The following is an 18,735-nucleotide window of genomic DNA, read 5'->3' as shown; positions in this document are numbered from 1 at the left end:
TTTTGAATGGGAAAGGATCCCTTGGGTTGGCGGGTTCTCTTCCCATGAAGGCTGTTGTCAGAGATAGGGGATCAACAGGCTGCCTTGGAGAGCAGTCTTTGCCAGCTCGGATGCCTCTCCTGCTAGCGCCGGCGGGGGACTGGGAGTGTGCCAAGGCAGCGGTGGAAAACGGAGCCGACGCCATCTACTTCGGACTGGAACGGTTCAATGCTCGCCTGCGCGCCCGCAACTTTACGGAGGCGGACCTACCAGAACTAATGGCCTGGCTGCACCAGCGCGGCGTGAGGGGCTACGTCACTTTAAATACCTTGGTCTTTCCTGAAGAGCTGGAGGAGGCGGAACGGTACATCCGCGCGATGACGGCAGCAGGGGTAGACGCGGTCATCGTGCAGGATGTCGGCATTGCGCGCCTGGTTCGGCATCTTTCTCCCGACCTGCCCATCCACGCCTCAACACAGATGACTATTACCAGCGGCGTGGGAGCGGAGTTTGCTGCCGAGCTGGGCTGTGAGGTGGTGGTGCTGGCGCGGGAGTGTTCCCTCCAGGAAATAGCCAAGATCCGCGCCCATCTGGAAGAGAGGGGATCCCCCATTGCTCTGGAGGTGTTTGTCCATGGGGCCCTGTGCGTGGCCTACTCCGGGCAATGCCTAACCAGCGAGGCGCTGGGGAGACGCTCGGCCAACCGCGGGGAGTGCGCCCAGGCCTGTCGCCTGCCCTACGAGCTGGTGGTGGACGGGGTTCGCCGCGATCTGGGAGAGAAGCGGTATCTACTTAGCCCCCAAGATTTAGCTGGCTTGGAGGTGTTGCCGGAGCTAGTCAAGCTAGGGATCCACTGCTTGAAAATTGAGGGCCGCCTAAAATCCCCAGAATATGTAGCCAGCGTAACGCGCATCTATCGGCGGGCCTTGGACGCCTTGGGGGCAGGGCAGGCGTGGCAGCCCTCAGCCCAGGAATGGTACGAGCTGGAGATGAGCTTTTCCCGCGGCCTGTACACCGGCTGGCTGCGAGGCATCAACAACAAGAAGCTGGTGCACGCCCGTTTTGGCAAAAAGCGCGGCGTTTACCTAGGGCAGGTGGTGAGGATCGAGGGGGATCAGGTGGGAGTGCGCCTGGAAGCTCCCCTCAAGGCGGGGGATGGCGTGGTGTTTGACCAGGGGGAGCCAGAGCTGCCGGAGCAGGGGGGACGAGTTTACCGCGTGCACCAGAAGCAGGGGTTGGCCTGGCTGAGCTTTGCCCAGGGGGCAATTGACCTCAAACGCCTGCGGGTAGGGGATCGCCTCTGGAAGACCAGCGACCCGGAGCTGGAAAAGCGCCTGCGCCAGAGCTATGCCGGGGATCAGCCGCGCTTCCGCCGCCCCGTCCACCTGGAAGTCCATGGCCAGGCCGGACTGCCCCTGACCCTCATCCTGCGCGATGAAGAGGGCCACGTGGTGCAGGTGGATTCCCCCATGCCTTTGCAGCCTGCTCGCCAGCAGCCCCTCACCGACGAGAAGCTGCGACAGCAACTGGGCCGCCTGGGAGGTACGCCCTTCCGGCTGGGATCCCTGCACAATGCCCTGGAGGGGGAGGTGATGCTGCCGGTCAGCGTCCTCAACCAAATGCGGCGCCAGGCAGTGGAGCAGTTGCAAGCGCTGCGAGCCCGGCCCCGCCGCTGGCAGCTCAATCCTGACGCCCACTGGCAAGACCTGCTGCCTCCCCTAGAGCCAGCCGAGCCGGGATTGCCCCAGCTGGTGGTGTTGGTGCGGGAGCCGGCCCAGTTGTCGGCGGCAATTGCCTGTGGCATCCGCCAGATCTACCTGGAGTTTGAGGATCCCCGCCGCTACCGGGAAGTTATCCGCGCTACCAAAGCTTCTCACCCCGAGGTGGAGCTGTGGGCGGCCCCGCCCCGCATCACTAAGCCAGGGGAAACTTGGATTCTAAAACAGGTGCTGGCGGCAGGAGCCGATGGCTATCTGGTGCGAAACTACGACCACCTACGCTTTTTCGCCAACCAGCGCTGCATCGGCGATTTTTCCCTGAACGTGGCCAATCCCCTCACCGCCCACTATTTCAAAAGCCGCTACCGCCTGGAGCGCCTGACGGCCTCCTATGACCTCAACCATGAGCAACTGGGATCCCTGCTGCAGGCTGGCCCTGCCCATTGGTACGAGGTTACTATCCACCAGCACATGCCCATGTTCCACATGGAGCACTGCGTCTTCTGCGCCTTTTTGTCCAGTGGCACGGATTACACCAACTGTGGCCGCCCCTGCGAAAAGCACGAAGTAAGGCTGAGGGACAGGGCCAATGTGGAGCACATTTTGAAAGCCGATGCTGGCTGCCGCAACACCCTCTACAATGGCAAAGCCCAAACTGGGGCAGAATATGTGTCGCAGCTCCTGGCGCTGGGGTTGCGATATCTGCGCATTGAGTTCTTGCGGGAGTCTGCCGAGCAGGTTCAGCAAACCCTACGCTGCTATCAACAGCTCCTCCAGGGCCAGATGAGTGGCTCTCAACTGTGGCGGGAGCTAAAGCTGTACAGCCAGTTGGGGGTAACAAGGGGCTCTCTGGAAAGTTGAGGTCAATCTATGCCCTTTTGGCCGCCGCAGATCCTCCCCTCTGCCCTCTACCCCCTTCTGCAGCAGGGCCTCAAGACCCTTTTTCCTGAGGCTCTCTGGGACTTACCGCCAGATCCTCAGAAGCGACAGGTGGCCCTTACCTTTGACGATGGCCCTCACCCTGAATACACGCCGACCCTGTTGCAAGTTTTACAGGAGTTTCAGGTACCAGCCACCTTCTTTGTGTTGGGGGAACGGGTGCAGCGCTGGCTCCACCTGGCCCGGAAAATCCGCCAACAGAGCCACGGCATTGGCCTGCACGGCTGGCAGCACCGCTCGTTTACCCAGCTTAGCCGAGGCGAACTGCTACAGAGCTTGCGACGCAGCCAGGATACCCTCGCGGCTGCCTGTGGCGGCACCCCAGAAGAGTATCGGGCTGTGCGCCCCCCCAACGGTCTCTTCGCCCCGGACGCTAACCGACTCGCGCTCCTGGGGGTATCTACCGGTGATGTGGAGTGTGGTGCCGGAGGATTGGCTCTGCCCGCCGGTGGCCGTGGTGGTGGAGCGGGTGCTCAACCAAGTGCGGCCCGGCTCCCTGATTGTGCTCCACGACGGCGTCCGGGGGGGATCTCAGGCAGCCGAGGTAGTCCGCCGTTTGATCCCGGCCTTGGGGGAGCAAGGGTTTGACTTTGTCCGCCTGCCCCTTTCTGGCAATCTTCCCAGTTGCAGAGGAAATTGAATACAGTGAAAGGCAGCGATAGGGAGGGCAAGCCGTGGGCGTGCGCAAGATCATCTACGGCATTTTCGGGCAGCGAGCCGGCAGCCTCATCGTGGGCACGTGGAATTGGCTTTGGGGGCTGCCGGTGGAAAAAGGCGGGGCAGAGGCAGTGGCGGTGGCCGAAGAATCGGTGCGAACCATGCAGGAGACTGTGCAGCGTCTCACCGAAGCCGTCGCCACCCAGGTAGCTGCCTACCAGCGGGCCGAGCAAAAGTACGTGCAAAAGGTGCGGGAGTACCAGGCGCTGGAGAACAAGGCTCGCCTGGCTATGCAACGGGGGGATCAAGAAGCCGCTCGCCTAGCTATGGCCGAAGCCCTGCGCATTGAGGCCGCTCTTGGCCCCCTCAAGGAACAAGTGGAAACTGCTGAGCGCTATGTCAAGGCTGCCAAGGAAAAGCTGGCCCGGGAAAAAGAGCGTCTGGCCCTCTACAAGCGCGAGCTGAGCAACCTCAAAGACATCTACGAGGTGAACAAAGCCCTTGAACAGATGACCCGCGTTAACAACGCCTATAGCATTGACTCGGCCAAGTCCCAATTTGAGGCGGCCAAGAACGCCATCCAGGCTCGCCAGCTCAAGGTCCACGCCCTCAGCGAGCTCTCCGAGGATCGCAGCGAGCAACTTGCTGCCCAGCTTGACGAAATGGCTCTTGAGGACGAGATCTCCCGCCGCCTAGCTATGCTCAGTGGCCAGGGAGGCAGCACCGCCAAGCTGCCCTTGCCGGATCTGGACTTCGAGAAGCGCTCTTGATCACGTGTCCTAGCGAGGCTTTGCTTTATTCGTGGGTAAAGTCGGCTTCTGGCACCTGGCTTGTCTCGGAACCAGCAGCCACCGCTTGCAGGGGCACTGCCTGCGGCACTTGTACGATCTGGGGTGTAAAGACAAAGAGGTTGTACACGGTGTTGCGGCGGATGTTGTCCAGCATCTCTAGGAACAGCTCGTAGCCCTCGTTCTTGTATTCGATGAGGGGATCCCGCTGGCCATAGCCGCGCAGGCCCACCGCTTCCCGCAGCGCCTCCATCTGTTGCAAGTGCTCCCGCCAGAGGGTATCCACCTGCTGCAACAGGAAAAAGCGCTCAGCCTTCCGCATCAGGCCAGGCTCAAAGGTATCCAAGAAGGCCTCTTTGGCCTCGTAGGCCATCTCCGCCTGTTTGATCAGGTAGTCGAGGATTTCCTGATAGGAGAGATCCCGTAAGTCCTCAACCTTGAGGTTGTCTTTGAGCAGGGGAATGAACTCCTGCATCTTGGCCGTCAGCTTGTCGATTTCCCACTCCTCCGGCGGCAGCTCTGGGTTGACGTGGGCTTGCACGATCTCCTCAACGGTCTTGCGCAGGTAGTCCAGGATCTTGGGTTTGAGGTTCTCCCCTTCCAGAATGCGCCGCCGCTCCGAGTAGATAGCCCGCCGCTGGTTGTTGAGAACCTCGTCGTATTCAAACACCTGCTTACGCAGGTCAAAGTAGTACACCTCCACCTTGCGCTGGGCATTTTCTAGGCTTTTCGACAGGAGCGGGTGCTCGATGGGCATGTCTTCGTCTACCCGGAACATGTCCATCAGCTTGGCCACCCGCTCGCCACCGAAGATCTTGAGCAGGTTGTCTTCCAGGCTGAGGAAAAACCGCGAGGAGCCAGGGTCTCCTTGCCGGCCGGCGCGGCCGCGCAGCTGGTTGTCGATGCGGCGGGACTCGTGGCGCTCCGTGCCAATGACATGCAAGCCCCCCAGCCGCACCACCTCCTCGTGCTCGGCCTCCGTGACCTTTTCGTACTCGGCCTTGATGCTGTTGTAGACCTCTCGCAGTTGCAAGATCAGGGGATCCTGCACCGGCGCCTTCTCCGAGGCCACTGCGATGAGATCTTCCACCACCAGCTCCGGCAGGCGGTTTAACCCATACTTGGCCACTGCGGCTGCCACCACCTCCTCCAAAGCCTGGCTGGTGCGAGCTGAGAGCTCACAGGGGTAAAAGTTGGGGGAGACCACCGTCCAGGACTTTTTCGGCTTGGGCGAGGCTGGGCCAAACCCTTGACCGCCGCCGCGGCTTGTCGTGGAGGCCGATCCCAGGGGGTTGTCGGGATCCAGCTGCACCAGCTTGGGCATCAGCCGTTCCCGCAGCTTGAGGCGGGCCATGTATTCCGCGTTGCCACCCAAGATGATGTCCGTGCCCCGCCCAGCCATGTTGGTAGCAATGGTTACGGCACCTTTGCGACCCGCCTGAGCAATGATTTCCGCCTCCCGCTCCACGTTCTCCGGCTTGGCGTTGAGGAGGTTGTGGGGGATCCCTCTTTCCTTGAGCATGGCCGAGAGGCGTTCGGATTTTTCCACGCTGGTGGTTCCCACCAAAACGGGCCGCCCCTTGGCGTGCATGTAGGCAATCTCCTCGACCACCGCCTTCCACTTGGCGTTTTCAGTCTTGTACACCAGGTCAGGGGCATCTATGCGGCGAATGGGGCGGTTGGTGGGGATAACAGTCACTTCGAGGTTGTAGATTTTAACAAACTCTGCTTCCTCAGTGCGAGCCGTGCCCGTCATGCCGGCAAGCTTGGGATAGAGGCGGAAGAGGTTTTGGTAAGTAACGGTGGCTAGGGTTTGGCTCTCGCTTTGAATGGGCACCCCCTCTTTGGCTTCAATGGCCTGGTGCAGGCCATCCGACCAGCGGCGACCAGGGAGCACCCGCCCGGTGAACTCGTCCACGATCACCACCTCTTGGTTGCGGACGATGTAGTGGACATCCCGGATGAAGAGCTCCTTGGCCTTTACAGCGTTAAAGACAAAGTGCGCCCAGGGATCCTTAGGATCGAACAGATCCGAGACCCCCAGCAACCGCTCGGCAGCCTCAAAACCTTCGTCGGTGAGGATGATGTTGCGGGCTTTTTCATCCACCTCGTAGTGCTCGTCGCGGATCAGCTCGCGGGCCACCTGGGCTGCTTTGAGGTACTTCTCGGAGGGACGGGACACCTGGCCAGAGATGATCAAGGGGGTGCGGGCCTCGTCGATGAGGATGGAGTCCACCTCGTCAATAATGCAGTAATTAAAGGGCCGCTGCATCACTTCTCTGATATCGGTGGCCAGGTTGTCCCGCAGGTAGTCAAAGCCCAGTTCGCTGTTGGTGCAGTAAGTAATGTCGCAGTGGTAGCTGCGCCGCTTCTCGTCGGTGGACATGCCCTCTTGCACCAAGCCAACCGTCAGGCCCAGGAAGCGGTGCACCTGGCCCATCCACTCCGAGTCTCGCCGGGCCAAATAGCCGTTGACAGTAACGATGTGAACCCCCTTCCCCGTCAGGCCGTTTAAGTAGGCCGGTAGGGTGGCCACCAGGGTCTTCCCCTCCCCCGTTTTCATCTCGGCAATCTGGCCCTCGTGCAGCACCATGCCACCAATGAGCTGCACGTCGTAGTGGCGCATGTTGAGAACCCGCTTGGCCGCCTCTCGCACCACTGCAAAAGCCTCGGGCAGGAGCTCGTCGAGGGACTCTCCTCTGTCTAGGCGCTGGCGAAACTCGGTGGTCTTGGCCCTGAGCTCCGCATCGGAAAGGGAGGCAATCTCGATCTCCAGCGAGTTGATCAGCTTGACAACAGGCAGGTACTTGCGGATCTTGCGCTCGTTGGGATCCCCGAGAAGCTTCTGTAGGGCTTGGAGCATGGGAAGCCTAGGCCAATAGAACGGGTATACGCAATTTTATCATTCCCTTCCCCTGGGCTTGGGCGGCCGGAAAGGGGCTGACCTGGTAGCCCAGCCAAGACGGCAGCGGCAGTTTGCTGCAGCAGAGGCAAAAGCGCTTGCGGACAAGGGCAAGAAGATGTCAGGCTAGGGAAACAAAGCACTCCCCGGGCTTATGAATTTCTTGGGCGTCGGACTGCCGGAAATGCTGGTTATCTTTGCAGTGGCTCTCTTGGTGTTTGGGCCACGCAAGCTACCAGAGATTGGTCGTGCCCTAGCCAAAACCTTGCGCAGCTTGCAGGATGCTGCCAGGGAGTTTGAGGCCCAGCTAAATCAGGAAGTCCAGGAGCTGGAAAAAGCCGCCCACGCCTCTAGTCCGCGGACAGCCCCTGCAGCCCCGTTCAAAACCGACCCAGTTGCCACAGCCGATATGCCCACAAAGCCGGTTGTGGAGGCAGAGCCTGGGGCCGCCGCCTCCCCCTCCGAGGGATCTTCAAGCGCGGATGCTGCCTAGCCAATGCCCCGCTTCGACCCGCCCTGTCTCGGCATAAGGACAATCCTAACTATGCCCTGGCGAATGCAAAAGCCTGGCTGCAGCAGCACGGCCAAAACCCCTCGAGTTATTCTCAGGAGCTGTCCCTCGCCGACTCCTCAGCGGTGATGTAATTCCCATCAACTTCAGGCGTTGGGACAGCCAGCCGGGGGGTTCTGGGTTGTTGCAAGAGCTCAAGACTGAAACCCCCTGTCCAGAGGCGCTTGCCCTCAGACCAATCCAAGTCCTAGGGTAAAGGGGCGAGCTCTTTGCACTTCTATGCCCACGGCTACCCTATTGGTGTCCTGTCCCGATCAAAAAGGCCTGGTAGCCAAGCTCTCCAACTTCATCTACAGCTACGACGGCAACATTCTTCACGCTGACCACCACACGGATCTCGAGGCAGGGTTGTTCCTAAGCCGCATCGAGTGGGATTTAGAAGGCTTTCGGCTAGAACGGTCGGAGATTGTTCCTGCCTTCTCCGGCATTGCCCGCGGGATCCAGGCCAACTGGGAGCTACATTTTTCCGATACGCGCCGGCGCATTGCGGTGTGGGTTAGCAAGCAACCCCACTGTCTGTTGGATCTCATCTGGCGGCAGAGGGCTGGGGAGCTGCCGGCGGAGATCCCTCTGATCATCAGCAACCACCCCGACTTGGAGCCGCTGGCCCGCTCTTTTGGCATCGACTACTACCACATCCCCGTTTCTCCAGAAAACAGAGCCGAGGCAGAGGCCCGACAACTTGCCTTGCTGCAGGAATATCGGATTGACTTGGTGGTGCTGGCCAAATACATGCAGGTCTTGAGTGGGTGGCTGCTCCGCCAGGCGCCCCCGGTGATCAACATTCACCACTCTACGCTGCCTGCTTTTGCCGGTGCTAACCCCTACCAGCGTGCACACCAGCGGGGCGTCAAGATCATCGGCGCCACTGCCCACTACGCCACCGAGGAGCTGGATGAAGGGCCAATCATCGAGCAGGACGTAGTGCGGGTGAGTCACCGCGACACGGTAGCTGACCTCATCCGCAAAGGCCGCGACGTGGAGCGCCTGGTCCTGGCCCGGGCCGTGCGCTATCACCTAGAAAATCGCGTCCTGGTGTACTGCAACAAAACGGTGGTGTTTGCCTAGGGAAACTGTCCCTTCCTCTTTGGGTGCAAAGGCCGAGCTCTGGAAAAGAAGCTGCTTTGCCAAACTGGAAAAAAGTCAGGCTAGAGGTGGGATTATGGCCTTTGATTGGTTTCGCCGTCGCTACACCGACTCCAAGGGTGAAGCAGAGTCCTCTCCCCAAAAGGCCGAGTCGGCAACTCCCCCAGCGGCAGAGCCGGCTGCCATGTCGCCAGAGGACTATTTGGCCTTTGCTAAAGCCGCCTATGCCAACCTAAAAGCGCGGGCTGCCGCCAAAGCTACTCAAGCAGAGGTTGTCTCCCCAGCCGCCCCAGAACCCCCTGCAAGCGAGGGATCCCAGCCCTCTGCTCCAGCAGCTACAGCACCTGAAGCCGCCTCTCCCTCATCGTCTCCTGAGCAGCCGGCTGCTGTCCCCTCCTTTTTTGATCTGGCTCCTCGCGCTGCCGAGCGCCTGCAGGCCCTAAAGGCAAGCGCCGTGGAGGAACCGGAGCCGATCCCTGCCAGCGTTGTTGCTCCTGCTGCCCCACCTCCAGAGTCGGCAGAGTCGGCGGCGGAAGAGCTGGTTTTCGACGAGGGCTTCCGCTGGTCAGCCGAGATCCTGGCGGCCCAAGGACGCAAGCCCGAAGAGATCTCCGTAGAAGAAATTTCCTGGCTGCAGAAGCTGCGGCGAAGTCTGGGCAAAACCCGCCTCAACCTGATCAACCAATTAAAGGCTCTAATGGGCCGGGGGCCTCTTGATCGGGAGGCGGTCGAAACCATTGAGACGATGCTGCTGCAGGCGGATGTGGGCGTTGAGGCCACCGAGCAGATCCTCCAGGCCCTGCAAAAACGCATGCGGGAGGAGGTGGTGCCTCCAGAGGAGGCGGTGAAGTACCTCAAGCAGCAGATGCGGCAGATGCTGACGGTAGGGGATCCCACCTTTGCGCCCCAGCGGGGCACGCTCAACATCTGGCTGATCGTGGGCGTGAATGGGGTGGGCAAGACCACCACCATCGGCAAAATTGCCCATGTGGCCCGCCAGTCCGGCTACCAGTGTCTAATTGCTGCTGCCGACACCTTCCGCGCTGCCGCCATAGAGCAGCTCAAGATCTGGGCAGAGCGGGCGGGGGTGGAGGTCATCGCCAACCCTTCCCCTAACGCTGACCCGGCCGCCGTGGTGTTTGATGCCATCACCGCCGCCAAGGCCAGAGGCACCGAGTTGCTCTTGGTAGATACAGCAGGCCGCCTGCAGAACAAGAAGAACCTGATGGAGGAGCTGGCCAAGATCCGCCGCATCATCGACAAGAAAGCTCCCGAAGCCAAGGTGGAAAGCCTCTTGGTTTTGGATGCTACCCAAGGGCAAAACGGCCTGCGCCAGGCCCAGGTGTTTGCCGAAGTGGCCAAGCTAACCGGCGTCATCCTCACCAAGCTGGACAGCACCGCCAAAGGAGGGATCGCCCTAGCTATTACCCAGCAGATGAACCTGCCTATCCGCTTTATTGGAGCTGGCGAGGGGTTGGAGGATCTAAGGCCTTTTTCCAGCTACGAGTTTGTGGAGGCTCTTCTTAGCGAATATTGAGCTCCTATTGGGTAAGGTGGTGGGGGGAGAGGAGATGGGTTTAGCCGCAAACGCTGCCAAGCCTCGCTCTCAAGTTTGGCTTTGGAGTGCGGTGGGGGTGGTGGCAGGCCTAGCCTGGGCAGGGGGGGCGCACCGCTGGATCCAAGCCGGCTTGGCGTTGGCTCTTGCCCAACCCGTTCAGCAGCCAGGAGCGCTGCAGGAGTTTGTGGTCACCTTGGCCGAGGTGCTGTCGGGGATGCTGGGCTTTACCCTCTCGGTGGTGGCCATTGTGGTGCAGTTGAGTGCTGATCGCTTCACCCCCAAAGTTACCGAGTTGTTTCTGCGGGAGAAGACCAATTTCTACCTCTTCTCGTTTTTGATTTTGGCGAATGTGGTCAGTTTGTGGAGCTCGGTGGCCCTGGGTTTCTACGAGGATCCCCAGCTCCTGATTGGGCTAAACCTACTGCTGGGTACGGCCTCGTTTTTGGTGCTCATCCCCTACTTCAGCTTTGTGTTTCACTTCCTACAGCCGACTTCGATTATTCGCCGCATTGAGCAGCAGGTGCAGCAGGCGATCTTGGGATCCCTTGCCTCCAAATCCTCACGATCCAGATTAGAACAGCGGCAGCCCTCTGCACTACAACCTTGCGCTGCCGCCCATCAGCGCTGCCTCTCGGCCTTGGATGAAATCAAAAGTATTGCCATCAGCGCCCTGCGCCAACGGGAGGAGGTCATCCTCCTGGAAGCCTTGGATAGCCTAAAGGCCCTGTGGATGTTCTATGCCCAGCACAAGGCGCACCTACCCCGCTCCTGGTTTCTCTGGACGCCAGCGCTGCGGCGAGATCCGGACTTTGCCTCAGTGGATGAGGGGCTGTTGCGCCAAGTCGAAGCGGAGGGATCCTGGCTGGAGCTGAAGATCCTGCGGCAGTATCAGGCCCTGTTTACTGAGGGCCTCAATGGCCTGCGGCAAGCAAGTACTCTGGTGGCCATTCACACGCGGGAGCTGGGGATCCGCGCCCTGCAAAGCCGGGAGCTCCGGCTGGTCGGCTGGGTGATCAAGTTCTTCAACACCTACTTGCGGGCGGTGATCAATGCGCGGGATATCCGCAGCGGCTACAACCTGCTCAAGCAGTACCGTTTGCTGGCCGAGGCCGCTTTGCGCCATCAGCAGTCGGCGTTGGTCTTGGAGATGGTCGGCCATTTTCGCTACTACAGCCTAGTGGCCTACAAGGCCGGCTTACTTTTCCTTTCTGAAACCTTTGGCTTTGACCTAGGGGTGCTGGCCCAACTCAGCTGCGCGCTGCAGTCAGAGACAACGGAGGCCATCCTACAAGTCCTGCTCCACCTGGACCAAGACCCGGAAAGCGAGCAGCAGGAAATGACCCTGCGCGGGATCCGGAAAACCCAGGCGCGGCTAGCAGCCTATTTCCTCAGCCGTGGGCGGGAGGATTTGGCCAGGCTGATCTATGAGGATATGCAACAGGAGCCTTTGGCCCGACTGCAGATCATCCGCCAGGAACTCTACTGCACTGCTTCTGAGTTTTGGGAGTTTACGGATCGGGCGGAGAACTTCTACTACCTGGAGCCTACCCTTCGACCCTATGCCGAGCAGTTTTTCAGCTGGTTTCAGGGACTAACCTCTCTGCCAGCCAGCCTGGAGGGCGTTCCTGGATCCCTGGAGCTTCCGTAAAAAGAAAAGGCCAGATCTCCTTCTGCAGAGTCTAGTCTGGTTAGAGCCGCCACTTGGTGCCGTTCCAGAGGGCTTGTTCATGCGTCCCTTCGGCAACCCCAACCGTTTGGGCAGTGCTCCTCGCCGGGGATCCCTGCCCCCAGCCAGCTCTTTTGTCCAGTTTCGCCGCGACCCGCATCTGTTTTCCTTTTGGGCTTTGAGCCTATTGATCGTGGGCCTGGCAGTGCCGCTGTTTGTGCTCTCGGGAGCGGATCCCAGTTTGGCTGGTTGTGACGAGAGCTTTTACGCCCAGATGGCTCGCGAGCTGCTGCGGGGAGGCAACTGGCTGGGGCCAACTTTTCTGGGAGAGCCTTTTTTTGAGAAGCCTCCCCTACTTACCTGGAGCGTGGCCCTCAGCTTTGCCCTTTATGGCGTAAACGAGTGGGCGGCGCGGCTGCCCGGGATCCTGGCGGCTTTGCTTTCCATCCCCCTCATCGGCTGGATTGGGCGGGCCTTTTTGCCAAGCCGGGCGGCCCTCTTGGGAATGGCAGTTTTGCCCCTGTGCTACCTCTGGGTGCAGCAGGGGCGGCTGGTGGGTCAGGATGTGCCTCTAACCTGCCTGGAGCTCCTGGGGATCCTAGGCATAGTGAACGGCATCCGCGGCCACCGGCGCTGGTTCTGGTTGGCGGGAGTGGCCTTTGGACTGGGCCTTTTGATGAAGAGCGCCATGATCCTGCTGCCGGCGGTGGCTTTGATCCCCTACCTGTGGCAGCAGCGGCGGCACTGGCTGGGATCTGCCCAATTTTGGCTGGCAATTGGCCTGGGCTTGGGGATCTTTGGCCTGTGGCTAGTGCCGGCTGTAGGGGTGCACGGCCCAAAGGTGCTAGCTGCTTTGGTGGGGAAGGTGTGGGATCTGGGGCAAGAACCCTTCCATGCCGATGCCACCGGCTGGTATTACTTTTGGCACATCCCGATCCATGGCTTCCCCTGGACGGTTTTGGCCTTGGTGGGAGGCTGGCTGCTGCTGCGGCAAAAGCCGGGATCCACCCTGCTGGTTTGGTCTTTCCCCCTGCTGTTGTTTTTGCTCTTGCAGCTCTATCCCACCAAAACGCCCTACTACACGGTACAGCTCTATCCCTGGCTAGCTCTCCTAGCGGGGGTGGTTCTGGATCAAGCTCTGCCATTTCCGCTCCGCTCCGCCTTGCCGGCAACAGTAGGACGAGGCTCTCGCCGCGACAGACCCCATGTGGCCCAGGTGCTCTCTTGGGGGCTGGCGGCGGTGGGAACCCTGCTTTTGGGTTTGGGGCTGGCCCTCAAGCGGGACGTCGAGGGACTGGGTCTGCTCCAACCCCACGCTTGGCCATTGATGGCGATCGGCCTGTTGTATCTGCTCTTGCCAGCGATCTGGAGCTGGCGGCGGGTGCTGCACTATGCCGGCGAACTCTGGGTGGGCACGCTTCTAGCTGCCAGCATCCTCACCATGGTCAGCATTGTTCTGCGGCCTGACTTCGGCAATTTCAATCCCGCCTTTGCCCAGATGGACTGGAAACAGATGCTGGGCTCTGCAGACCCTGATTTTCCCACGGTGGACATTGGCCGCAGCGGCCTAGCGGACGTCTGTCAGGCCCAGGCCCTTGCCTTCTACACCCCCAACCCAGGACGGTGGGTGGATAACCAGGCCCTGCAAGCAGGGAAACATGGGGATTACCTGTGGGTCTCTCCTGTCCAAGCTCAGCAGATATCGATCCAGAATCTGGGGCTGCAGCCTTTGGCCGAGGTGGAGGGCTGGCAACTGGTGCGCCGCTTGAAAGCGGGGTAGTGGAGGTGAACTCTGCTGCTAGCTGCAGGTCGTGGAAGCAGGCAGGTCACTTTGCCATGGGCAAGGTCGGATTCGAACCGACACGGTTTCCCGCCGCATTTTGAGTGCGGTGCGTCTACCAGTTCCGCCACTCGCCCAGCTAGATCCTCCATTATCGTACTGAAGGGACAGAGGCCCGTCAACTTTGCTGCCCCAACCCGGCTGACAACTGGGAGCCAACGGGATCCATGCCCCTAGAGACCTGTTGAGGTTGCTCTTACTTTCTTCGTGGGGAGAGGGCTCCTAGCCTTCTGATACTCGTCGCTCTTTTGGGGCATTCTAGGTCTAGAACTAGCGGTTTGCAAGGGATCCCCTATGATTCGACTTTTGGTGGCTGCTGCCGCGGTGCTGGTGGGCTTTCTGCTGGTCAACCGCCTCTACCGCAACCCCTTGAGCTCGGAGCCAAGGCCGGAACAGGCCAGTCCCGAGGCCGCCCAGCAAGGGATCCCGCAGGGAGGGCCGCTGCAGATCTACCAGTCGCGGGATCAACTGCAACAAACCCTCAACCAAGGAGCCACCGCTACCCAGCAGCAAGTGGAAGCCATTGAGCAGTCCTTGGGCAATTGAACTGGGGCTTGCGAAGAGAAAGCAGCCAGGACAGGAGGGTGGAAGGCTTGGGCAGATCTCCCAAACGCGCTAAAGTCGAGAATGCGGCAATTGCTATAGACAGTCCATGCGGATCCCTCCTGTTACTCCCGAGAAAGCCGACAAGCAACTGCAGAAGGTTTACGAAAGCCTGGAAAAAACCTACGGCACTGCCCTGAACCCCTTGCAGGTAATGGCCCACAAGCCTCAACTGATGCGGGCGGTGATGAACCTCTATGGGGCGCTGCACACGCAAAATCCCAACCTGCCTGAGGAGCTAAAAGAACTGATCAGCATCCGCATTGCCCAGATCAACGGCTGCCGCCACTACTGCCTGCCCTACCACACCCTGCAGGCGCAAAAACTGGGGGTCCCCCCAGCCAAAATTGCAGCGGTGGCGCAGGCCCGCACCAGCTCCCTCTACACTGAAGCTGAGAAGCTAGCCATCGAGTACGCCGAGCGCATGACCGTGCCCAGCATGGTGGTGACCGACAGCTTCTTTGCCCGCCTCAAAGCTATTTGGTCAGACGAAGATCTGGTGGAGCTCTCGGCCTGGATTGGCTTCATGAACTTCTGGACCAAGGTCATCGCCGCTTTGGATGTGCCTCTGGATCCCGTTTTTGCCGAGCAACTCCAGGCCTCCTAGCTGGCCGCTAGAAGTCTCCCCTAAGCCCAATCGTCTCGGGTGGTAAAGCTGCGGTCGTACACCTGGCCGAGGGCGTGGATTTGGCGAGTGCGGGCGAATAGATCTTCTTCGCTGAGGCCCCACCGCTCCAGGATCTGATCCAAATCTCGCTGTAGATCCCAGGCGCCGGGGAAACCATGGTAACGGATGCGCAGACGGGCCACTTCCGCCAGCGCCCAATCGGAGGGAGGGCCCTCCTGGGCCATCAGCTCGTTGAGGAGAGCTCGATCGATGTGGTATTGCGGGTGTTGCTGCTCGCGTCGAGAGGAGCCATTGGCAGAAGAACCGGTCATCGCCCTCCCTCCTTTTTCACCACTTTAGCCAAGGCCAATGGCGAGGATTGGGATCCTTGATGTCTAAAGCCATCGAGGAAAAGTGGGAAAGCCGCTATACTGCAATTGTTGCAGAGTATGAACCTCATTGCGGAGGTGGCGGCTATGCCCATGCCCATGATCGAGACCCGTACCGATCGGATGCTGCTCAACTTTGGGCCGCACCACCCTTCCATGCATGGGGTCTTGCGCCTGCTGGTCACCCTCGATGGTGAAAACATCGTCGACTGCGAGCCCGTGATTGGCTATCTGCACCGCGGCATGGAAAAAATTGCCGAAAACCGCACCGTGGTGCAATACCTGCCCTACGTCTCCCGCTGGGACTATGGGGCTGGCATGTTCAACGAGGCCATTACTGTCAACGCCGTCGAGAAGCTGGCCGGGATCAGCGTGCCCAAGCGGGCTAGCTACCTGCGGGTGATCATGCTGGAGCTAACCCGCATCACCAATCACCTACTTTGGTTTGGCCCTTTCTTGGCGGACTTGGGCGCCCAAACCCCCTTCCTCTACGCCATGCGGGAGCGGGAGTGGATTCTAGACCTGTTTGAAGCCGTCACCGGCATGCGCCTCATCAACAACAACTACTTCCGCGTCGGGGGCGTGGCGGTGGACTTGCCCTACGGCTGGACGGAAAAGTGTTTGGACTTTTGCGAGTACTTCCTGCCCAAAGTGGATGAGTACGAACGGTTGGTTACCGACAACCCCATCTTCCGGCGGCGGCTGGAAGGGGTGGGGGTCATTTCCAAGGAGGATGCCATCAACTGGGGCCTCTCTGGACCCATGCTGCGGGCCTGCGGCGTCAACTGGGATCTGCGCAAAGTAGACCACTACGAGTGCTACGACGACTTCGACTGGGAGGTGGCCGTTTACCCCGAAGGGGACTGCCTGGCCCGCTATCGGGTGCGCATGAAGGAGATGCGCGAGTCCTGCAAAATTGTCCAGCAGGCAGTGAAAGCCCTGCCCGGCGGCCCCTTTGAAAATCTGGAAGCCAAACGCATGCTGGAGGGGCCAAAGTCGGAGTGGAATCAACTGGACTACCAGTTCATCAGCAAGAAGCCCTCGGCCAACTTCAAGATCCCCAAAGGGGAGGCCTACGTGCGGGTGGAGAGCGCCAAAGGGGAGCTGGGGATTTACATTGTTGGCGACGACAATGTCTGTCCTTGGCGCTGGAAGATTCGTCCGCCTGGCTTTGTCAACCTCCAGGTGTTGCCTCAGCTGGTTCGCGGCATGAAGGTGGCCGATATGATTGCCATTCTGGGCAGCATCGACATCATCATGGGGGAGGTGGATCGCTAAGATACTCTAGGAAAGCGAGGACAAAGGCGATGGCCTGGGCGATCTTGGTTCTGCCGCTTTTAATTGTTGTAACCATTGCCGCAATTATTGGCCCCAAGCAATGGGCCAAGTACCAAGAAGAAAGGCGTCGCCGTGCCGAAGAGTTATCCGATGCCCGCCTCCAGGCCATCATTCAACAGGAGCTACGCCGCCGCCACCGCCCTCCCCAGTCGGATCCCAACGGCAAGACCTAATTAGCAGTATTTGCAATCCACTGTCTTTAGGGAGCTACTTGACTCCATGACCACTGCTGGCATCGACTTGCAGCACAGCTTTGAGATGGCCCTACAAAACTTGGGCCTAAGCCCAGGCGCTGCCCACGCTCTATGGGTACCTCTGCCCATGGTGCTCATGGTTCTCGCTGCCACCTTGGGAGTGATGGTCATGACCTGGCTGGAGCGCAAGATCTCGGCGGCGGCCCAACAGCGGATTGGCCCCAACATGGCTGGGCCCCACGGGGTACTGATCCCGATTGCCGATGGCATCAAGCTCTTAACGAAGGAAGATGTACTGCCCAGCCTAGCTGACCCAGTTTTGTTCACGCTGGGTCCCATCCTGGTTTTTCTGCCCGTCTTTCTGTGCTATCTGGTGGTTCCCTTCGGCCAGAATCTACTGATCTCCAACATCGCCATCGGCGTCCTTTTTCTGATCGCCACCTCCAGCGTGCAGCCCATTGGCTTGTTGATGTCCGGCTACGGCTCCAACAACAAGTATTCCCTGCTGGGGGGTCTGCGGGCGGCGGCCCAATCGATTAGCTACGAGCTGCCCTTGGCCCTGTCGGTGCTGGCGGTGGTGCTGATGAGCAACGGCCTAGACACCGTGGGGATCGTGGAGCAGCAAAGTGGCCTGGGGATCCTTAGTTGGAACGTCTGGCGGCAGCCGATTGGCTTTGTCATCTTCTTGATCTCGGCGCTGGCAGAGACGGAGCGGATTCCCTTTGACCTACCGGAGGCCGAGGAAGAGCTGGTGGCTGGCTACCACACCGAGTACTCCGGCATCAAGTTTGCCCTGTTTTATCTAGGCTCCTACGCCAACCTGCTGCTGGCTTCTCTAATCGCGGCAGTGCTGTACCTAGGGGGCTGGTCCTTCGTGGTGCCGGTGGAAGCTATTGCGGCGTGGATGGGGATCCCGCTAGACAATCCCTTTTTGCAGATTGCAGCCGCAGCCTTGGGCATTGTTATGACGATGGTCAAGGCCTTTATCTTTGTGTTTTTGGCTATCCTCTTGCGCTGGACCGTGCCGCGGGTGCGCATTGACCAGCTCTTGGACTTGGGGTGGAAGTTTTTGCTGCCCGTCTCGTTTGTCAATTTGCTGTTGACGGCAGCTTTGAAGCTGGCCTTCCCAACCTTTTTCGGGGGTTAATGAAAGTAGAAGCAGCAAGGGAGAGGAAATAGGTCATGACTTTTCTAAAGCGCGTTGGCGAATACGTAAGCGATGCCTTCAAGGCTGCTAAGTACATTGGTCAGGGGATGGGGGTCGTCTTCGACCACATGAACCGCCGGCCCGTGACTGTTCAGTACCCCTTTGAGAAGCTGATCCCCTCTGAGCGCTTTCGGGGACGTATCCATTTTGAGTTTGATAAATGCATCGCCTGTGAAATCTGTGTTCGGGTTTGCCCCATCGACCTGCCCGTGGTGGACTGGGTCTATAACGCCGAGCTGAAGAAAAAAGAGCTCTACAGCTACAGCATCGATTTTGGAGTGTGCATTTTCTGCGCCAACTGCGTAGAGTTTTGCCCCACCAATTGCCTCTCGGTTACCGAAGATTATGAGCTAGCCACCTACGACCGCCACGAGCTGAACTACCATCAGGTGGCGCTAGGTCGCCTGCCTTCCAAAGTAACAGAGGATCCAATGGTGACACCTCTACGGGAGTTTGCCTACCTGCCCAAGGGGGTGATCGATCCCCACGACCTGCCTACCGGATCCCAGCGAGCTGGCAAGCGACCGGAGGAGATTCTGGCGGAAATGAGAGCGGCCAAAGCTGCTGCAGATACCTAGGAACAGCGCCGGAACAATCTCACCTCAGTCGGGAGTTGGAGATGGCTTCGGAGCGGACGGGGGAGTCAGCACTGGGACAGGTCTAGCTGTCGGTATCGGCGTAGGCGCAGATCCA

Annotated in this window: 16 protein-coding genes, 1 tRNA gene and 1 pseudogene; 15 read left to right on the top strand and 3 right to left on the bottom strand. The window is 59.8% G+C overall.

The window, feature by feature from the left end; translation table 11 throughout:
• Positions 1–110 precede the first annotated feature (110 nt).
• From NW860_RS08855 to NW860_RS08840, 4 genes and pseudogenes are all read left to right on the top strand, one after another.
• Positions 111–2,558 (top strand): DUF3656 domain-containing U32 family peptidase, encoded by a 2,448-nt coding sequence (locus tag NW860_RS08855; protein WP_414513685.1) that lies wholly within the window; start codon positions 111–113, stop codon positions 2,556–2,558.
• 9 nt (positions 2,559–2,567) lie between these two features.
• Positions 2,568–2,954, top strand: a pseudogene (locus NW860_RS08850) (polysaccharide deacetylase family protein); the annotation flags it as partial.
• A gap of 88 nt (positions 2,955–3,042) precedes the next feature.
• Positions 3,043–3,276: a hypothetical protein gene (locus tag NW860_RS08845; protein ID WP_414513775.1), complete on the top strand. Its 234-nt coding sequence runs from the start codon at positions 3,043–3,045 to the stop codon at positions 3,274–3,276.
• Positions 3,277–3,310: 34 nt separating this feature from the next.
• Entirely contained in the window at positions 3,311–4,063 is a 753-nt protein-coding gene (locus tag NW860_RS08840; protein ID WP_414348131.1) for a PspA/IM30 family protein, read from the top strand.
• Positions 4,064–4,088: 25 nt separating this feature from the next.
• On the opposite strand, the gene secA is transcribed toward NW860_RS08840, so the two are convergent.
• Positions 4,089–6,944, bottom strand: a complete 2,856-nt coding sequence (gene secA, locus NW860_RS08835; protein ID WP_414513682.1) for a preprotein translocase subunit SecA — start codon at positions 6,942–6,944, stop codon at positions 4,089–4,091.
• 193 nt (positions 6,945–7,137) lie between these two features.
• Here secA and NW860_RS08830 point away from each other — a divergent pair, with 193 nt between their 5' ends.
• The 5 genes from NW860_RS08830 to NW860_RS08810 all read left to right on the top strand — a co-directional run bounded on the left by NW860_RS08830 (position 7,138) and on the right by NW860_RS08810 (position 13,644).
• Positions 7,138–7,476 carry a TatA/E family twin arginine-targeting protein translocase gene (locus NW860_RS08830; protein ID WP_414513680.1) on the top strand — a complete coding sequence of 113 codons (339 nt, stop codon included), beginning with the start codon at positions 7,138–7,140 and terminating at the stop codon, positions 7,474–7,476.
• A gap of 297 nt (positions 7,477–7,773) precedes the next feature.
• Positions 7,774–8,622, top strand: coding sequence for a formyltetrahydrofolate deformylase (gene purU, locus NW860_RS08825; protein ID WP_011429651.1), 849 nt, complete (start codon positions 7,774–7,776; stop codon positions 8,620–8,622).
• Positions 8,623–8,716: 94 nt separating this feature from the next.
• Positions 8,717–10,177 carry a signal recognition particle-docking protein FtsY gene (gene ftsY / locus NW860_RS08820; RefSeq protein WP_011429650.1) on the top strand — a complete coding sequence of 487 codons (1,461 nt, stop codon included), beginning with the start codon at positions 8,717–8,719 and terminating at the stop codon, positions 10,175–10,177.
• Positions 10,178–10,211: 34 nt separating this feature from the next.
• Positions 10,212–11,846, top strand: a complete 1,635-nt coding sequence (locus NW860_RS08815; protein ID WP_414513678.1) for a DUF2254 family protein — start codon at positions 10,212–10,214, stop codon at positions 11,844–11,846.
• Positions 11,847–11,925: 79 nt separating this feature from the next.
• Positions 11,926–13,644, top strand: coding sequence for an ArnT family glycosyltransferase (locus tag NW860_RS08810; RefSeq protein WP_414513772.1), 1,719 nt, complete (start codon positions 11,926–11,928; stop codon positions 13,642–13,644).
• Between the two features lie 57 nt (positions 13,645–13,701).
• On the opposite strand, the gene NW860_RS08805 is transcribed toward NW860_RS08810, so the two are convergent.
• A tRNA-Leu gene (locus tag NW860_RS08805) sits at positions 13,702–13,781 on the bottom strand.
• Between the two features lie 217 nt (positions 13,782–13,998).
• On the opposite strand from NW860_RS08805, the gene NW860_RS08800 reads away from it, so the two are divergent.
• Positions 13,999–14,250 carry a hypothetical protein gene (locus tag NW860_RS08800; RefSeq protein WP_414405574.1) on the top strand — a complete coding sequence of 84 codons (252 nt, stop codon included), beginning with the start codon at positions 13,999–14,001 and terminating at the stop codon, positions 14,248–14,250.
• Between the two features lie 106 nt (positions 14,251–14,356).
• A complete protein-coding gene (locus NW860_RS08795; RefSeq protein WP_414393582.1) occupies positions 14,357–14,914 on the top strand; it encodes a carboxymuconolactone decarboxylase family protein in 558 nt (185 codons plus the stop codon).
• A gap of 20 nt (positions 14,915–14,934) precedes the next feature.
• Here NW860_RS08795 and NW860_RS08790 read toward each other — a convergent pair whose 3' ends face one another.
• The gene (locus tag NW860_RS08790) at positions 14,935–15,246 is read right to left on the bottom strand and encodes a DUF3288 family protein (protein WP_414405575.1); all 312 of its coding nucleotides are present in this window, start codon (positions 15,244–15,246) and stop codon (positions 14,935–14,937) included.
• Positions 15,247–15,396: 150 nt separating this feature from the next.
• On the opposite strand from NW860_RS08790, the gene NW860_RS08785 reads away from it, so the two are divergent.
• From NW860_RS08785 to ndhI, 4 genes are read left to right on the top strand one after another with little or no spacing between them, the layout of a single operon-like run.
• Positions 15,397–16,581 carry an NAD(P)H-quinone oxidoreductase subunit H gene (locus NW860_RS08785; RefSeq protein WP_414393799.1) on the top strand — a complete coding sequence of 395 codons (1,185 nt, stop codon included), beginning with the start codon at positions 15,397–15,399 and terminating at the stop codon, positions 16,579–16,581.
• Positions 16,582–16,610: 29 nt separating this feature from the next.
• The gene (locus tag NW860_RS08780; RefSeq protein WP_414393585.1) at positions 16,611–16,814 is read left to right on the top strand and encodes a hypothetical protein; all 204 of its coding nucleotides are present in this window, start codon (positions 16,611–16,613) and stop codon (positions 16,812–16,814) included.
• Positions 16,815–16,860: 46 nt separating this feature from the next.
• A complete protein-coding gene (nuoH, locus tag NW860_RS08775; RefSeq protein ID WP_414513674.1) occupies positions 16,861–17,982 on the top strand; it encodes an NADH-quinone oxidoreductase subunit NuoH in 1,122 nt (373 codons plus the stop codon).
• 35 nt (positions 17,983–18,017) lie between these two features.
• On the top strand, positions 18,018–18,620 hold the full coding sequence (ndhI, locus tag NW860_RS08770) for an NAD(P)H-quinone oxidoreductase subunit I (protein ID WP_414513673.1): 603 nt from the start codon (positions 18,018–18,020) through the stop codon (positions 18,618–18,620).
• The last annotated feature ends 115 nt before the right edge of the window (positions 18,621–18,735 follow it).

The sequence above is a fragment of the Synechococcus sp. F70.1 genome (assembly GCF_047502745.1).
In the GTDB taxonomy this organism is placed as follows: Bacteria; Cyanobacteriota; Cyanobacteriia; order Thermostichales; family Thermostichaceae; genus Thermostichus.
Note: the sequence above shows the minus strand (reverse complement) of the source record. Positions and strands in the feature narration are given on the sequence as shown.

Bases quoted from the DNA above. Each gene is read 5' to 3' on its own strand.
- NW860_RS08855 (WP_414513685.1), top strand. From the start codon at position 111: ATGCCTCTCCTGCTAGCGCCGGCGGGGGACTGGGAGTGTGCCAAGGCA.
- secA (WP_414513682.1), bottom strand. From the start codon at position 6,944: ATGCTCCAAGCCCTACAGAAGCTTCTCGGGGATCCCAACGAGCGCAAG.
- NW860_RS08830 (WP_414513680.1), top strand. From the start codon at position 7,138: ATGAATTTCTTGGGCGTCGGACTGCCGGAAATGCTGGTTATCTTTGCA.
- purU (WP_011429651.1), top strand. From the start codon at position 7,774: ATGCCCACGGCTACCCTATTGGTGTCCTGTCCCGATCAAAAAGGCCTG.
- ftsY (WP_011429650.1), top strand. From the start codon at position 8,717: ATGGCCTTTGATTGGTTTCGCCGTCGCTACACCGACTCCAAGGGTGAA.
- NW860_RS08815 (WP_414513678.1), top strand. From the start codon at position 10,212: ATGGGTTTAGCCGCAAACGCTGCCAAGCCTCGCTCTCAAGTTTGGCTT.
- NW860_RS08810 (WP_414513772.1), top strand. From the start codon at position 11,926: ATGCGTCCCTTCGGCAACCCCAACCGTTTGGGCAGTGCTCCTCGCCGG.
- NW860_RS08800 (WP_414405574.1), top strand. From the start codon at position 13,999: ATGATTCGACTTTTGGTGGCTGCTGCCGCGGTGCTGGTGGGCTTTCTG.
- NW860_RS08795 (WP_414393582.1), top strand. From the start codon at position 14,357: ATGCGGATCCCTCCTGTTACTCCCGAGAAAGCCGACAAGCAACTGCAG.
- NW860_RS08790 (WP_414405575.1), bottom strand. From the start codon at position 15,246: ATGACCGGTTCTTCTGCCAATGGCTCCTCTCGACGCGAGCAGCAACAC.
- NW860_RS08785 (WP_414393799.1), top strand. From the start codon at position 15,397: ATGCCCATGATCGAGACCCGTACCGATCGGATGCTGCTCAACTTTGGG.
- NW860_RS08780 (WP_414393585.1), top strand. From the start codon at position 16,611: ATGGCCTGGGCGATCTTGGTTCTGCCGCTTTTAATTGTTGTAACCATT.
- nuoH (WP_414513674.1), top strand. From the start codon at position 16,861: ATGACCACTGCTGGCATCGACTTGCAGCACAGCTTTGAGATGGCCCTA.
- ndhI (WP_414513673.1), top strand. From the start codon at position 18,018: ATGACTTTTCTAAAGCGCGTTGGCGAATACGTAAGCGATGCCTTCAAG.